Here is a 15,077-nt window from a genome sequence, read left to right as displayed (position 1 = left end):
TGCCCGGGCTGTCGATACTCCGGCGGGATGTCGGGGTGCCCGGGCTGTGGATACTCCGGCGGGATGTCGGGGTGCCCGGGCTGTGGATACTCGTCCACATCATCCCCAGGCGCCCTCTCTCGCGCTGTTCGCAGCAGATCCGGGACCGAAGATCGTTCTCGTGGACAACAGATTCTCAGGCGCGCCGTTCCTGGGTAGCGAGGCTCTGGCCGCGGGCCGGGTGTCGCGCCACGAACTGCGGGCCTTCCACCGACGCGTCTTCCCCGGCGTCTACGTCAGCGCGGCAGCGGCTCCCGACCCGGACACTCTCCTCGCTGCGGCGGCATTGTGGGCGCCCGCGGGAGCGGTGGCGTGCGGTATGGCCGCGGCGCGTCTTCATGGCGAGCGGTGGTTCTCGCCCCGGTCGCTGTCGCGCGAGGTGGAGCTGTACACGCGCTCGCCCACGCACGACCCGCCGGGCATTCGTAGCCGGAGACTGCGCGAGCCCCTACCGCCTGAGCAGGTGGTCGTTCGCTCGGGAATTACTGCGACCAGCGTCTTGCGTACGGCGGTCGATCTGGCGAGGTGGGAGGACGACGACGACACAGCGATCGCAAAGATCGATGCTGTCTGCAATCGATCGCGAACCGAGGTGGACGAGGTCCGTGCATTCGCGGCGGCATTGAGCGGTCTTCACGGGCTGCGGCGGGTACGTGGTCTCCTCCGCTCGTGCGACCACCTGGCCGATTCTCCGCAGGAAACCCGGCTCCGGCTGATCATCGAGAGATCGCATCTGCCCGCAGCCGTGCCGCAACTGAGAATTTATAACGAGTACGGGGCCCACGTGACGATCGCGGACTTCGCCTACCCGGAGGAGCGGGTGGCCATCTTCTATGACGGAACGCTGCACCGGCGCGGGTCTACCTGGGAGCACGACGCCCGGGTGAACGCCGAGTTGGCGGAGCTCGGATGGCAGGTCATCCGCGTGACGGCGCAGATGCTCAGGGATCCCACTACGGTGCTCCGTCAGATCGAGAGCGCTCTTGCACGGGGCCGATCAGTGCGCTGAGGTCGATGTGGTCTGCATATCCTGCCAGCCCGGAAATTGGCAGCAGTCAGGGCGGGGAACTGGCCGATTCGCCTGCGTGACTGCTGCCAGAAGTGACGTCAGTGCTGCCAGATCAGCGTCAGCGAGTGGGTGGCGCGCGGCGCGGCTGGCGCCGGGCCCGCGGCGGGTCGGTGAGCGACAGCGGGCTCGAACAGTGGTCAACCGGCGGCGGAGAGGATCGCCTCCCGGAGGTCGTCGGTGTCGGTGAGATCCGACAGGACGGTGTGGGCTCCGGCGGCGGCGAGGTCGTCAGCGGTCACCCGACCGGTCGCGACCGCCACGCAGCAGGCTCCCGCGTCTAGTGCGCCCCGGACGTCGTGGACGTGATCGCCCACGACCACCGCGCGTGCCGGCGACACGTCGAGCCCGCGATCCCCGGCCGCGGCGACCGCCTCCCTCACGAGGTGCGCGCGGTCGGCGTGGTGATCACCGAAGGCGCCCAGGTCGGGGTCGGGCAGCCCGTCGAACCCGCAGAGCCGCAGTTTGAGCAGCGCGGTCCGGCGCATGTTGCCCGTGACGATCCCCTGGTGCAGCCGCGGGTCCGCGGCCAACGCGGCGACCGCCTCGTGGGCTCCGGGCAGGGGACCGCCCCCACCGGCCAGGAGATCGCCGGAGAAGGTCTCGCACCGCCGGGCCACGGCGTCCATCAGGGAGGTGACCACCTCGTCGTCGTGCCCGCTCATCCCGTTCAACTCGAGCAGGTCGGTGAGGATCGCGCGGTCGGTCCGCCCGGCGAACGACGCGCCGAGTACGGGCTCGCGACCCAGGAAGTCGGCGAGGGTCGGTGTGATCATGCGGGTGCCGAAGCCGGCCGGGTCGAGCAGGGTGAGGTCGAGGTCCCACAGGACCAGCACGGCGGTCACGCCTCGCCCGACCCCGCTCCGCCCGACCCCGCTCCGCCCGACCCGGCGCCCCACGCCGCACCATCCCGGCCGACGCTGTCCGACCCCGCCTTCGTGAACGTCTGCATCAGCGGCGCGAGCCAGGTGTTGAGGAAGGCGCGCAGGTCGTCGTCGGAACGGGCGGCGGGCGAGTCGAGACACAGGACCGACCATCCGACGTGGATGCCGACATCGGTGACGAAACCCAGCCTCCCGGCCAGCTCCGGGAAGCGCTCGGCGGCGGGGGCGAGGAGCGCGATGCAGTACTCATGCGTGCGGGCGGCCGCGCCCGGGTCCGACACGGGGTCGGTGCCCCCGCCCACCGCGAGCACGCGCAGGAGCGGGTCACCGAGAATTCGGTTGCGGACCTCCACCGCGATCCCCACGATCAGCTCGAGCGGCGAGTCCGAGTTGTTCAACAGGTCCGCGAAGGCGCCGGTCATCATGGTGAGCCGCTCGGCGACGGCCTCGGAGACGAGTTCCTCGCGGGAGCCGAAGATGGAGTAGATGGTCTGGCGGCTGACATTCGCCTGCTTGGCGACCGCCGCGATCGTGACGCCGCCGAAGCCGGCCCGCCCGATCACTTCTCGGGCGGCCTCGAGGATCGAATCACGGGACCGCATCTTCTTACCTTAGAAGACAAAGCCGACGTCGCGTCGCACGATTCGGTCGAGGGACCTCTCGGCGTCGATCGGCTCGGTGAATCGGGTGGCCCGGTGGCCGCGGGCCCGTAGGATCGTGCCCATGAGCGACAAGAAGTCGTCGGGCAAGGGCGGCGCCAAGAAGAAGGACCGGCTGCCGAGCGGGCTGGAGAAGCTACCGAAGAAGGCCTACGAGTCCGAGCTGAAGCGGCTGCAGGCCGAGCTGGTGGAGATGCAGGCGTGGCTGCGCGAGACCGGCAACCGGCTGGTGGTCGTGTTCGAGGGTCGCGACGCCGCGGGCAAGGGCTCGGCGATCAAGCGCATCACCCAGTACCTCAACCCCCGGCACGCCCGGGTGGTGGCGCTGCCCGCACCGACGGAGGTGCAGCGGACCCAGTGGTACTTCCAGCGCTACATCGAGCACATGCCGGCGGCCGGGGAGATCGTGATCTTCGACCGGTCCTGGTACAACCGGGCCGGGGTCGAGCGGGTGATGGGCTTCTGCACGACCGACGAGTACCGCCGGTTCCTCCACCAGGCCCCGATCTTCGAGCGGCTGCTGGTCGAGGACGGGATCATGCTCCGCAAATACTGGTTCTCGGTGTCCGACGAGGAGCAGGAGCGCCGTTTACGCTCGCGGCACTCCGACCCGCTGCGCCGCTGGAAGCTCTCGCCGATGGACCTCGAGTCCATCACGCGGTGGGAGGAGTACAGCCGGGCGAAGGACGAGATGTTCATCCACACCGACATCCCCGAAGCCCCGTGGTTCACCGTCGAGTCGGAGGACAAGAAGCGGTCGCGGATCAACGTCATCTCGCACCTGCTGTCCACGGTGCCGTGGGAGCAGCTCGAGCCGCCGGAGCTGGAGATCCCCGAGAGGCCGGAGCGCAAATGTTACGAGCGCCCGCCGCGCGAGGAGTTCAAGTACGTCCCCGACGTGGCCGCGCGTCTGCTGAAGGGGTGAGGTCGCCGGGGCGTGGGGGGCATTGAGGTAGGAGTTCCTAGTATCTGCGGGTCGATCGGCGCGCGGCCTGACACACTGGGGCCATGAGTGAATACGTCATCTCCCGGCGCGAAGGCCGGATGCAGCACATCGTCCTGGACCGCCCCAAGGCCCTGAACTCGCTGGATCTGCCCATGTGTAGGGCGCTGCACACGGCACTCGACGAGGCCGCGCAGGATCCGGGTGTGGAGGCCGTGGTCACCACCAGCACGTCCGAGAAGGCGTTCTGCGCGGGCGGTGACATCCGAGCGCTGCGGGACGCGGCGGCGTCGGGGGATCACGCGGCCAACCGGGAGTTCTTCTCGGAGGAGTACGAGATGGATCTGGCGTACCACACGCACCGCGTGCCGACGGTGGCCGTCATCCACGGCGTGGCGATGGGCGGCGGCCTGGGCATCTCGATCAACGGCTCGCACCGCGTGGTCACCAAGAAGGTCATGATGGCGATGCCGGAGACCGCGATCGGCTTCATCCCCGACGTCGGCGCGAGCCACTTCCTGCCGCGCCTGTGCGGCGGCGGCGCGCGCGGCCTGGCGGTGGCGATCTACCTGGGCACGACGGGCGTGCGGATGAACTCCGCCGACGCCCTCTACACCGGTCTGGCGACGGACCTGATCGACGACGACGAGCGCAACGCCTTCGTCGACGCCATCGGTGCGCATGGTCTGCCGGAGGCGCTCCGGAGGTTCGGTCTCGAGCGCTCCGCAGCGGGGGAGTCGGCTGTCGAGGCGCGGATCGAGCGGATCGAGGACGTCTTCTCCCGCGGGACCGCGCAGGAGATGATCGCGGCCCTGGAGTCCGGCGAGCAGGACGAGTGGGCCACGGAGACGCTCGGCATGCTGCGCTCGCACTGCCCCACGTCGATCGTGGCGACCATCGAGCTGCTGCGTGCCGGCGCCGAGGCCGCGGATCTGCGGGAGTGCCTGGACAACGAGCTGGCGCTGGGCGCGTGGATCACCGCCCGCCCGGATTTCGTCGAGGGTGTACGCGCCGTGGTGATCGACAAGGACCGCAACCCCACCTGGGATCCCGCGGATCTCGACGCGGTGGACGTCGACGGGATCCGGGTGGCGCTGGCCGGGAACTGACCCGGCTACTCTGGGCGGCGTCCGGCGCGCAGGACGCCGCCCACGAGGAGGACCATGACCACGACCGGTGACGGCCCCGCGACATCAGCACCTCACGAGGAGCCCAGGGGCTGGGGCATCGCGGGCGTGACCGTCGTGTCGCTCGCCGCCGCGGTCGTGGTCATCTGGGGGATCTCGGAGCACTCGAGCATCCTCATGCCCGCGTTCCTCGCCCTGAACCTGGTGATCGCGGCGCAGCCACTGCAGCGGCTCCTCGAACGGTCCGGAGTGCCGCGCTGGGGCGGGACGATCATCGTCCTGCTCGTCCTGTACGTCGTGCTCCTCGCCCTGATCGGCTCGCTCGTGTGGGCGTTGTGGGTCGCTGCGGAGGAGATCCCGCAGTACCAGGACAAGTTCGTCGCCCTCTACGAGCAGAGCCTTGAGCTGCTCGGCGGGTTCGGCGTGAGCCAGGACCAGGTCGCGTCGAGCCTGCAGGGCGTCCTGGACCCGGGGACCATTATCGGCACGGTCCAGAACGTCGCAGGCCAACTGTCCGCAGCCGGCGGTCAGCTCACCGTCCTGATCATCGCGCTGACCTTCCTCGTGTTCGACATCCCCGGCATCTTCCGCCGCCGGGCGGCGATCGCCCGCCAGCGGCCCCGGTTGGCCGACGCCCTGGGCTCGTTCACCGACGGGGTGAAGTCGTACTGGATCGTCTCCACGGTGTTCGGGCTCATCGTCGCGGTGATGGACGCGGTCGCCCTGTGGATTCTCGGAGTGCCGCTCGCCCTGGTGTGGGGCGTGCTCGCCTTCGTCACCAACTACATCCCGAACATCGGCTTCGTGTTGGGCCTGGTGCCGCCGGCGCTGTTCGCGCTGCTCACCGGCGGGCCGGGCGATGCCATCTGGGTGGTGGTGATCTACAGCGCCATCAACCTCGTGATGCAGAGCTTCATCCAGCCCAAATTCACCGGTGACGCCGTCGGGCTCACGCCCACCGTGACGTTCCTGTCGTTGGTGTTCTGGTCGGCGGTCGCCGGCCCGCTCGGTGCGATCCTCGCGGTCCCGCTCACGCTGATGGTCAAGGCGTTCCTCGTGGACGCCGACCCGCGGACGGCGTGGTTCTCGACGTTCCTCACGGCACCGGAAGCGGACGGCCGGCGGGGAAGGCGCCGCGGGGAGAAACGGGGCGCCGCGACCCGCTGACCGGGCCTCGTCTAGCGCTGCCGGCGATCTGTCGCCCGCCTGTTTCGGCGAGTGGTCGCAAATGCTGGCCCGAGCGGCTCGCTCCCTGGGAAAACGTGGACGGGTGTGACCGCTCACCGTGGGGCTGTGCGCAGGGCGCGGGTGAGCGCTCGGGTCCCGGCCCTGGTGCGCGCGTGGGGGCAGATCAACGCGGCACGCGGGCCGGGGTCCGCGGCGGGAAGCACGCGGGCGCGGCGGAAGCCCGTGGTGCGCGTCGAGCTCGGCGGGCGTCGGCTCGCTAGTCGGCGGGTTCGTCGGCGTCGACGCGCGTGAAGGTGCCCCACCCGTTGGCGTCGAGCAGCTCCACTGTGACGGTGTCGCCCTCGAAAGTCACGCTGCCCCGGGACCCGCGCGGCCAGTTCTCGCCCACCGGGCTCACGGCGAACGTGTCCCCGTCCCAGTGCTCGAGCGGCCAGACCAGCGGCCCCGGACCCACCGCCAACGCGAGCTCGGGGCCTGAGGAGCCGGCGCCTGGAGAGCCGGCGCCTGGAGAGCCGGCGTCCGAGGACCCGGTGTCCGAGGACTCGGTGTCCGAGGACTCGTCGGCCACCGTGGGCCGGACCTCGATCTCCCCGAAGTAGTCATTGCGGTAGAAGCCGAGCAGCTCCTCGGCGGGCCGGGGCGGTGCCGGCGCGGACGGCTGGCGCGTGGAGACCAGATCTCCCACCGGGTCCAGCAGCGGGCCGAACTGCTCGGTGTACAACTCCCGCCACTCCAGTGAGGGGTCGCCGTACTGTGCGTAGTCGGAGAACCGGGCGTTGATCGTCTCCGCGATCCCCGTCGGCGCGGCGTTGGTCAGGGTGATGATGCCCAGATCGAGGGACGGCATCATGAGCATCGCCGTCCCCGCGCCGAGCGCGAACGCACCCGAATGGCTCCACTGGACGCGGCCCGAGGAACTCGTGCCGATGTTGAAGCCATAGCCATAGCTCCCGGTGCGGTCCGCCGCGTCCCGCGGGGGCGCCGACACGGACTGCGGGGTCAGGGCCTGCCGGAGTGCCTCGGAGGGGACCACCTGGGCACCACCGGGCCCCTTGCCGTCGTCAAGGACCATGGACATCCACCGCGCCATGTCGGCCACCGACGAACTCAGGCCCCCCGCCGGGGCCTGGGCGTCCGGGTCGCGCGCGGGGTCCGCGGGGATCCACTCGCCGGACGACTCACCGGACTCGGCGGCCGGTGCGCGTACATGGCCGACCGCGCGGTTGTCGCGATCGAGCAGCTCGTCGTACGAGAACGAGGAGTCCGACATGCCGAGGGGATCGAAGAGGCGCTCGCGGCCCAGCTCGGCCCACGGGGTGCGGGCCGAGGCGGCCACGGCCTCAGCCCCGGCGGTGAGCCCGAAGTTGGTGTACGCGTACGAGGTGCGGAACGGCTCGAGCGGCAGGTGGCGCAGGCCGTGCAGGATCGCGGGGCGCTCGTAGCCGAGGTCCTCGAGGTCGTCGCCGGCGTGCTCGGGCAGCCCCGAGCGGTGGGCGAACATGTCGCCCACCGTCACGACGTCCGAGATGCGGGGGTCGGAGAGTGCGAACCACGGCAGGAACTCGCGGACCGGGGTGTCCCAGCCGACCCGGCCGCCGGCGCTCTCGGCGGCCACGACAGTCGCGCTGACCGGCTTGGAGATCGAGGCCAGGGGGAAGACCGTCCGTGCGTCGACCGATTCGCCGGTCTCGGTGCTGCGGACCCCGAAGCCCTCGGCCAGCGCGACCTCGCCGCTGTGCACCACGGCCACCGCGGCGCCCGGCACGCCGGAGGCCTCGAGCTCCTCCTCGACGATGTCGGTGACCTTCCCGATCGCGTACTCGATGCGGTCCTCCGAGACCTCGAGCCCGGAGTACGCGGCGGGGCTCTGCCCGGGCACCGGATCCGGCAGCGGGAGGCCGCACGCGGCGAGGACCACGGCCACCGCCGCTCCGATCGCCGCTGCGGCAGCGAGGCGCGGTCGGGTCTGGCGTCGCGGGGCCGGGTTCGGGGTCATTGCCCCAGGTTAGTCGTCCGGAGGGCGGGACCGCGGGAGCAACGCAGCGGGGGTCGCCTGCCCGGTCTCAGGCGCCGCCGCGAGCCCGTTCCCAGTTGGCCGTCCACGCCTCTGCGCCGCCCATGAGCTGGCGCTCCAGCTCGGCGCGGTCGGGCCCGGCGCGGTGGAGCACGTCGGCGGCCCAGTCGGCGTACAGGCCGTACTGGGCCACGCCGTCGAGGTTGAGGTCGTAGACGCGGTCGCCGAACCGCCAGCGGTCCATCACCTCGCCGCTGGGCGCGGTGAACGGGTAGACGAGCGGGTCGGACGCGGCGCTCGGGCGGGGTTCGGCCAGCGGTGCGAGGCCGTTGACGTCCGAGCCCCAGCCGTACCCGTCGACGGGCCGGATCGTGCCGGCCGTGTTGGTGCGCCACTGCTCGAGGAAGCCCACCTCGAAGTTGTCGGTTTCGTCGGCGGGCCAGGCGAACGCGGCGACGAATCCGCCCTGCTCGTGCACGCGCCGAGTGTTGCCCTGCGTCGCCCAGGCGTGGTCCACGACGAGGCCGGTGTATCCCGCCTCGGCGGCCATGTCGAGCGCGCGGTGGGCGGTCTTGACGCCCATGTGGTCGATGTTGATGACCATGCCGCGCGCCATCATCCCACGGATCGCGTGCCCGCCCAGCGCCGTCAACCCGCGCACGTTGCACAGCGGCTGTTCGGGGTAGACGGGCAGGGCCGCGCCGGCGGGGGCGCCGGAGGACGCGGCGGCGAGCCCGTCGGCGACCGGCGTGCTGGCGAGCGGCTGGGCGTGGTCGGCGTCGGGGCCGGCGCACGGCTCGGTTTCCCAGAACCGTTGGGTGCCGAGCTTGTTGCCGATGTTCACCGCGAGCCCGGCGAGCTCTTCGTCCATGCGGGCCCCGCCGAGGGCGTTGTCGAACTTGTGCACGGGGAAGACCGTGGACACGCCCCAGGAGGCGAACTCGTCGAGGCCGCGGTCGATGTCCTCGGGAGTGCACCTCGGCGCGTCGTCCACGACCCGGCACCCGAACGGTTCGGAGGCCTCCACGCCGAGCGTCACGGCGAGCTTGCCCTCGGCGGCGATCGCGCGGACGTCCTCGGGCGACCGCGCGATCCGGAACCAGCCCCGTCCTGGTCCGCCGTGCTCGGCGTCGATGTGCGCCTCCATGCGGTCGAGGTAGTCGACCTGGTGGCGCAGTTGTGCCATCTCGTCGCACGAGGTGCGGGCGGGGACGCCGAGCGCGACGAGCGCCTCGCACAGCACCCGGTTGGCGACGAGGTGGTTGTTGAGCACACGGAGACCGCCGCGCCACGCACGTTCTATACCGCTGTAGTGGGCCTGTTCGTGGAGTTGGGAGTCGTGGGACGGCCACTGCGCGAACGTCGGGGGTCCTTGGTTGCCGCCGGGCAGGTCGGTTCCGCCGAGCACGGATTCGAGCAGGGCGAAGTGACCGGTGCCGGAGTGCGTCGGGCAGTCGGCCAGGGCCTCGGCGATGCCGCCGGGCGCGAACGGCTCGCCGCATCGCAGGCCGCCGCCGAAGGCCTGGGAGGCGGCGATGTGCGCGTGGGCGTCGACCATGCCGCGGATGGGCGGTGCGCCGTCCGGCGTGGCGGCGTGGGCGCTCGGCTCAGCGGCGTGGGCCTGTCCGCCGCCGACGGTCCCCGCGCCGAGGGAGGTGGTGAGGGTGGTGACGAGGGCGACGACGAGGACGACGACGAGGACCGGCGGCGCCCCCGTCGTTCGCCGGCCGGGATGGGCGGGTCGTGCAGAGGGGCCTGGGTGCGCCGTCATGGCCCGACACTAGCCCCGCCGCCCGGCCTGACGAGGGCTTTTCGCCTGCCGGGCGGCTGCCGCCCGATCAGAGCTGGCGGGCGACCTCCGAGGCGACGAGGTCGAGGTGGTCGAGATCGGACATGTCGAGCAGCTGCAGGTAGATGCGGCGGGCGCCGATCTCCGCGTAGCGGCCGATCTTCTCGACGACTTCCGCCGGGGTGCCGGCGGCCCCGTTGGTGCGCAGTTCGTCGGCCTCTCGGCCGATGGCGTCGGCGCGGCGGGCGATCTCGGCCTCGTCGCGTCCGCAGCACAGGACGAGTGCCGCCGAGCGGATGATCTCCTCGGGGGCCCGGCCGCGTTCGGCGCAGGCCTCGTCGACGCGTCGGTACTGGGTGGCGACGGTGTCGACGTCGGCGAACGGGACGTTGAACTCGTCGGCGAACCGGGCGGCCAGCGCGGGGGTGCGCTTCTTGCCGTGGCCGCCGACGATCACGGGCGGCGGCGACTGCACGGGCTTGGGCAGGCCGGGGGAGTCGACGAGATCGATGCGCTTGCCGCGGACCGTCAGCGTCTCACCCGCGGGCGCCGACCACAGCTGCTCGAGCGCACCGAGGGTGTCCTCGAGCAGGTCGAACCGCTCGCCGAGCGGCGGGAACGGGATGCCGTACGCGGTGTGTTCGTCCTCGTACCACCCGGCGCCGAGGCCCACGTCCAGGCGGCCGCCGGACATCTCGTCGACCTGGGCCAGGGAGATCGCCAGGGGGCCGAGGTGCCGGAACGTCACCGAGGTCAGCAGCGTGCCCAGGCGGATGGAGGAGGTCTCCCGGGCCAGGCCGGCGAGCGTGAGCCAGGCGTCGGTGGGGCCGGGCAGGCCGCTGACGTCGCCCATCTTGAGGTAGTGGTCGGAGCGGAAGAACGCCTCGTAGCCGAGGTCCTCGGCGGCGCGGGCGACGGCGAGCTGGTCGGCGTACGTCGCGCCCTGCTGCGGTTCGACGAAGACGCGGAGGGACACGCGGGAATCACTGGGCATGGGTCCAGCTTGCCCGCGGCCCGCGGCTGCGCGCCAGCCCCGGGGCTAGTTGGTGTCCGCGACGAGCGGCTCGATGGTGAGGTGGTCCATCTCCTTGGAGATGTACTGCAGGCGCCACTTGTCGCCGAACAGGGCCAGGAGCTCGCCGTCGGTGCGTTGGAACACCTCGACCCCGCGTTGGCGGCCCAGCTCGTCGGCGGACTCGGCGTCGGTCCGCCGGGCGATGGAGTACGGCAGGTTGTCGACGATCACCTCGACGTTGAACTCGGCCTTCATGCGGGCCGTGACGACCTCGAACTGCATGGGGCCGACCGCGGCCATGACCGGGTTCGCGTCGCCACGCGTGTCGTTGCGCAGGATCTGCACCACGCCCTCGGCGGCCAGCTGATCGATCGCCTTGCGGAACTGCTTGTACTTACCCAGCGACTGCGCGCGCACCACGGCGAAGAACTCGGGCGCGAACTGCGGGATCGGCGGGAACTGCACCTTCTTGCCGGTGTAGAGGGTGTCGCCGGGCGCGAGCCCGGTGGCGTTGACCAGGCCCACCACGTCGCCGGGGTAGGCGGTCTCGACGGTGTTGCGGTCGCGGCCGAACACGGTCAGCGCGTACTTGGTGGTGAACGGCTTGCCGGTCTGCGCGTGCTGCGCCACCATGCCGCGTTCGAACTCGCCCGAGACCACGCGCATGAACGCCAGCCGGTCGCGGTGGGCCGCGTCCATGCCTGCCTGCACCTTGAACACCACGGCGGAGAACGGGTCGGTGGTCCGGCGCGGCTCACCGGAGACGGTGGGCCACTCCCGCGGCGGCGGCGCCAGTTCGACGAGCGCGTCGAGGATCTGGTGCACGCCGAAGTTGAGCATCGCGGAGGCGAAGATGACCGGGCTCGTCTCCCCGGCGAGGTACAGCTCCTGATCGTGGTCCTGGCCCATCGCGGACAGCAACTCGGACTCCTCGACCGCGGTCTCCCACACGTCGCCCTCTCTCGCGGCGGCGGCGTCCGGGTCGTAGTGCTCCTCGGGCGCGATGGTCGAACCGCCGGCGGTGCGGGTGAAGTGGACGTACTCCTCGGGTGTGCCGTCCTCACCGCGCCGCAGGAGACCGCGGTAGTCGCCCGCGATGCCGACCGGCATGTACAGGGGAGTGGGCACGAGGCCGATCTGCTCGGTGATCTCGTCGAGCAGCTCGAGCGGCGCGCGGCCGGGGCGGTCCCACTTGTTGATCACGGTGATGATCGGCAGGCCGTGGTGCTTACACACCTGGAACAGCTTGAGCGTCTGCGGTTCGAGGCCCTTGGCCGCGTCGATGAGCATGACCGCCGCGTCGACGGCCGTGAGGACGCGGTAGGTGTCCTCGGAGAAGTCGGCGTGGCCGGGGGTGTCGACGAGGTTGATGACGTACGGCTCGTCCGCGGGGTCGGCGCCCTCGGGGGCGTACGTGAACTGCAGTGCGGTGGAGCTGACGGAGATGCCGCGGGCCTTCTCCATCTCCATCCAGTCCGACACGGTCGAGCGGCGGCCCGATTTGCCGTGGACGGCCCCGGCCTCGGTGATCACGCGGGCGTGCAGCGCGAGCGCCTCGGTCAGCGTCGACTTACCGGCGTCCGGGTGTGCGATGACGGCGAACGTCCTGCGGCGAGCGACCTCGGACGCGACGTCCTCGGCGGTGTCCGTACCCGAGGCGTGTCCGCCCGTTCCGGTGTCCTCGGCGGTCTCGGTCACGCGCACTCCTCACAGCAGTCGACGGCCCTCGTCGTCGTCACCCAGGGTACGTCCGCCCTCGTCCGCGCACCGAATCCGCCCACGTCACCCCCCGAGCCCGGCCGGGCTCGCGAAAAGCGAGGTCAGACGTGGCGCGCGGCGCGCCGGCGGCGCGGCTCGTCCGACACGGGCGGCCGACCCGGTCGCGCCCTCGGGGACGCGGGTCGAATGAGTACTGTTGTCGCCGTTCACATCTCGGGGTGCGGCGGTGGATCGGTAACGGCGAGCGGCTAAAAGTCCGATTATTTAGGCAGGTGTCGTAGTTCGCGGGTGTCGGACCCGGCCGCTACGGTGCGCGGGACAGGGATCAGGGACGAACCGAAGGGGGAGGGCGAAATGGGGGAGGGCGAGATGGGGGAGGGCGACAGTCGCTATCCGGTGGGCGAGGAGGGCCGGGGGCAGCGGGAGGAGCGAAGGGAGGCGCTCCGCCGGCTGCGTCCGGCGGTCGAGCGACTGCGCGGGCTTTCCGAGGCCGGGCGGCCCGGTGGCGCGTGGGCGGCGCACCGGTCACTTCTGCGCTATCCGGGTGTCGAGGACGACGCCCGGGCGGTGATGGCGGCGTTCGACGGAGGCGTTCTCACCCGGCACGGGCACCTCGAGCAGCTCGCGCGGCGGGGCCTGTCTCACGGCGGGTTGACCGACCTCGCCGGGCTGGCGGAGGCGGCGGACGAGGAGCTGACACGGGCGCTCATCACGTGGGTGGCCCGTTCCGAGCGCTTTGAGGGTGGTGGGATGGCCGAAGCGCTGAGGGAGGGCACGCTCGTGGTGCTGCTCGACCGGCTGTTCGAGCTCTACGATCTGTGACCGTCGGGCCGCAGCGCCGCCAGGTAGCGGCGCGTGAGCCGGTTCTGCTCTGCGCGTGCCACGGGTGCGCCGAGCCTGGCGAACAGGGTGGCGTGGGCGGACTCGGCGGTGATGGTCAGGGACACGGCGTCCGTGGCGGGGTCGCGCCGCACGAGGAAGCGCTCCCATCCGCGTTCAGGGTGGCCGGGCAGGGCGCGGTAGGTGAAGCCGTGCGCGTCGGGCCGGTCGGTGACTTCGGTGACCTCGCACGGTGCGGCGAGTCGGAGCCACGCCGCGGGTCCGGTGCGGGGCCGGAGTGTCACCGTCCGGCCGGGGGTGGCGGGTCCGTCGGCGACGACGACGAGGCCGGCGCGGCGATGCATCTGCCAGTTGATGAGTTGGTCGCCGGCGCGATCGAAGAGAGCGGCCCCGGAGCCCAGGTGGGCGTCGCGCTCGAACCGCCGGACCCGGCTCACGCCGAGTGGACCTGGTTCTGGGCGGTGTCGAGCCCGTGCTTGAGGAGCAGTTCGACGGCGTCGGCGGCGTCCTGGATGAGGAACGGCACGTCGGGCTCCTCGAGCTTGGAGAAGCGCTTGAGGACGAAGTCGGCCACCGCCATCCGGCCCGGTGGGCGGCCCACCCCGGCGCGGACCCGGATGTAGTCGCGGGTGCCGAGCGAGCTGGACACCGAGCGCAGACCGTTGTGGCCGCCCTCGCCGCCGCCCCGCTTGAGCCGGACCTGGCCGAAGTCGATGTCGATCTCGTCGTGGATGACGATCACGTCGGTGGGCGCCACGGAGAAGTACTTGGCCACCGCCGCGACCGGGCCGCCGGAGAGGTTCATGTAGCTGCGGGGACGCGCCAGCACGACGGGGGTGTCGGCGAGTCGCGTCTGGGCGATCTCGCAGTTGGTCTTCTTGTGGGTGGAGAAGCTCGCCGGCATGGGCAGCGCCCGCGAGGCGAGCTCCTGCAGGACGTCCCAGCCGATGTTGTGGCGGGTGCCCTCGTAGTCGGGTCCGGGGTTGGCCAGGCCCACCACGAGAGTGGGGCCGGACGGCTGGTCGGCGGTAGTCACGCGCCCATGATCCCAGACGCCGGGCGAGGGCTCATATCCGCAGCTCGGTGCGCGCGGTGTCGAGCACGGCGGCGGTGAGGGCGTCCAGATCGGGGGACTGGAGTTTCCAGTGCTGCCAGAACAGGGGCACGTCGAGTGGGCGATCCGGGGAGACCTCGACGATCTCCCCGGAGACCAGCCACGGCGTGGCCAGTTGCTCGGGGATGAGGCCCCAGCCCAGCCCGGCGACGATCGCGCGGACGTGGTCGTGCGAGCTGGGGATGAAGTGCCGGGGCCCGGTCGGCTCGCGTCTGGCCAGCCGGCGGTAGTGGTGGTTCTGGTGGCCGTCGCTGCGGTCGAAGTCCACTATGGGGGCCCGCCCGAGCGCGGCGGTCGTCGTACCCTTCCGCAGGTGCCGGGCAACGAACCCCGGGCTGGCGCAGGCGAGGTACCGCATCGACCCCAGTGGGAGTGCGCGGCAGCCCTGGACCGGGCGCGACTGGCTGGTCACCGCGGCCATCACCTCGCCGCGGCGCAGGAGCTCACTGGACAGGGACTCGTCCTCGCGGCGGATGTCAAAGACGACCCGGCCGCCGTCGTGGACCCCGGTCATGGCGTCGAGGAACCAGGTGGACAAGGAGTCGGAGTTGCACGCCACGGCCAGGACGACCGGGCCCTGCCCGGAGCCGAGATCGTCGAGTTCACCGGCCAGCGACTCCTCGAGGTGCAGCATCTGCCGGGCCGTGCGCAGGACGGTCTCGCCGGATTCGGTGGCGGTG

At 71.4% G+C, this 15,077-nt stretch carries 14 protein-coding genes; 5 read left to right on the top strand and 9 right to left on the bottom strand.

Going from position 1 to position 15,077, the window contains the following annotated elements; genetic code table 11:
* Positions 1–160: 160 nt before the first annotated feature.
* Positions 161–1,048: a DUF559 domain-containing protein gene (locus DCI01S_RS14330; RefSeq protein WP_061229853.1), complete on the top strand. Its 888-nt coding sequence runs from the start codon at positions 161–163 to the stop codon at positions 1,046–1,048.
* A 197-nt stretch (positions 1,049–1,245) separates the two neighbouring features.
* On the opposite strand, the gene DCI01S_RS14325 is transcribed toward DCI01S_RS14330, so the two are convergent.
* Positions 1,246–1,950 carry an HAD family hydrolase gene (locus DCI01S_RS14325; protein WP_061229855.1) on the bottom strand — a complete coding sequence of 235 codons (705 nt, stop codon included), beginning with the start codon at positions 1,948–1,950 and terminating at the stop codon, positions 1,246–1,248.
* Positions 1,947–2,591 carry a TetR/AcrR family transcriptional regulator gene (locus DCI01S_RS14320; protein WP_061229852.1) on the bottom strand — a complete coding sequence of 215 codons (645 nt, stop codon included), beginning with the start codon at positions 2,589–2,591 and terminating at the stop codon, positions 1,947–1,949. Before DCI01S_RS14320 ends, DCI01S_RS14325 begins: the two co-directional genes overlap by 4 nt.
* A gap of 121 nt (positions 2,592–2,712) precedes the next feature.
* On the opposite strand from DCI01S_RS14320, the gene ppk2 reads away from it, so the two are divergent.
* The 3 genes from ppk2 (at position 2,713) to DCI01S_RS14305 (ending at position 5,885) form a co-directional block, all read left to right on the top strand.
* Entirely contained in the window at positions 2,713–3,573 is an 861-nt protein-coding gene (ppk2, locus tag DCI01S_RS14315) for a polyphosphate kinase 2 (protein WP_061229851.1), read from the top strand.
* 83 nt (positions 3,574–3,656) lie between these two features.
* Positions 3,657–4,700, top strand: a complete 1,044-nt coding sequence (locus tag DCI01S_RS14310) for an enoyl-CoA hydratase/isomerase family protein (protein WP_061229850.1) — start codon at positions 3,657–3,659, stop codon at positions 4,698–4,700.
* 54 nt (positions 4,701–4,754) lie between these two features.
* The gene (locus tag DCI01S_RS14305; protein ID WP_061229849.1) at positions 4,755–5,885 is read left to right on the top strand and encodes an AI-2E family transporter; all 1,131 of its coding nucleotides are present in this window, start codon (positions 4,755–4,757) and stop codon (positions 5,883–5,885) included.
* Between the two features lie 277 nt (positions 5,886–6,162).
* On the opposite strand, the gene DCI01S_RS14300 is transcribed toward DCI01S_RS14305, so the two are convergent.
* The 4 genes from DCI01S_RS14300 to DCI01S_RS14285 form a co-directional block, all read right to left on the bottom strand.
* The gene (locus DCI01S_RS14300) at positions 6,163–7,902 is read right to left on the bottom strand and encodes a serine hydrolase domain-containing protein (protein ID WP_061229848.1); all 1,740 of its coding nucleotides are present in this window, start codon (positions 7,900–7,902) and stop codon (positions 6,163–6,165) included.
* Between the two features lie 67 nt (positions 7,903–7,969).
* Positions 7,970–9,691, bottom strand: a complete 1,722-nt coding sequence (locus DCI01S_RS14295) for an amidohydrolase family protein (protein WP_232302973.1) — start codon at positions 9,689–9,691, stop codon at positions 7,970–7,972.
* Between the two features lie 67 nt (positions 9,692–9,758).
* Positions 9,759–10,703, bottom strand: coding sequence for an LLM class F420-dependent oxidoreductase (locus DCI01S_RS14290; protein ID WP_082767842.1), 945 nt, complete (start codon positions 10,701–10,703; stop codon positions 9,759–9,761).
* Positions 10,704–10,748: 45 nt separating this feature from the next.
* Positions 10,749–12,422, bottom strand: a complete 1,674-nt coding sequence (locus tag DCI01S_RS14285) for a peptide chain release factor 3 (protein ID WP_061229846.1) — start codon at positions 12,420–12,422, stop codon at positions 10,749–10,751.
* A 375-nt stretch (positions 12,423–12,797) separates the two neighbouring features.
* Here DCI01S_RS14285 and DCI01S_RS14280 point away from each other — a divergent pair, with 375 nt between their 5' ends.
* A complete protein-coding gene (locus tag DCI01S_RS14280; RefSeq protein ID WP_129591148.1) occupies positions 12,798–13,265 on the top strand; it encodes a DUF6508 domain-containing protein in 468 nt (155 codons plus the stop codon).
* On the opposite strand, the gene DCI01S_RS14275 is transcribed toward DCI01S_RS14280, so the two are convergent.
* From DCI01S_RS14275 to DCI01S_RS14265, 3 genes are all read right to left on the bottom strand, one after another.
* A complete protein-coding gene (locus DCI01S_RS14275; protein ID WP_061229844.1) occupies positions 13,253–13,720 on the bottom strand; it encodes a DUF1990 domain-containing protein in 468 nt (155 codons plus the stop codon). The two genes, DCI01S_RS14280 and DCI01S_RS14275, sit on opposite strands and share 13 nt — an antisense overlap.
* Positions 13,717–14,319, bottom strand: a complete 603-nt coding sequence (gene pth / locus DCI01S_RS14270) for an aminoacyl-tRNA hydrolase (RefSeq protein ID WP_061229843.1) — start codon at positions 14,317–14,319, stop codon at positions 13,717–13,719. Before pth ends, DCI01S_RS14275 begins: the two co-directional genes overlap by 4 nt.
* Before the next feature lie 31 nt (positions 14,320–14,350).
* Positions 14,351–15,077: ArgP/LysG family DNA-binding transcriptional regulator (locus DCI01S_RS14265; protein ID WP_061229842.1), on the bottom strand; the 727-nt coding region annotated here is incomplete at its 5' end.

Source organism: Dietzia cinnamea NBRC 102147 (assembly GCF_001571065.1).
GTDB classification, from domain to species: Bacteria; Actinomycetota; Actinomycetes; order Mycobacteriales; family Mycobacteriaceae; genus Dietzia; species Dietzia cinnamea.
Note: the sequence above shows the minus strand (reverse complement) of the source record. Positions and strands in the feature narration are given on the sequence as shown.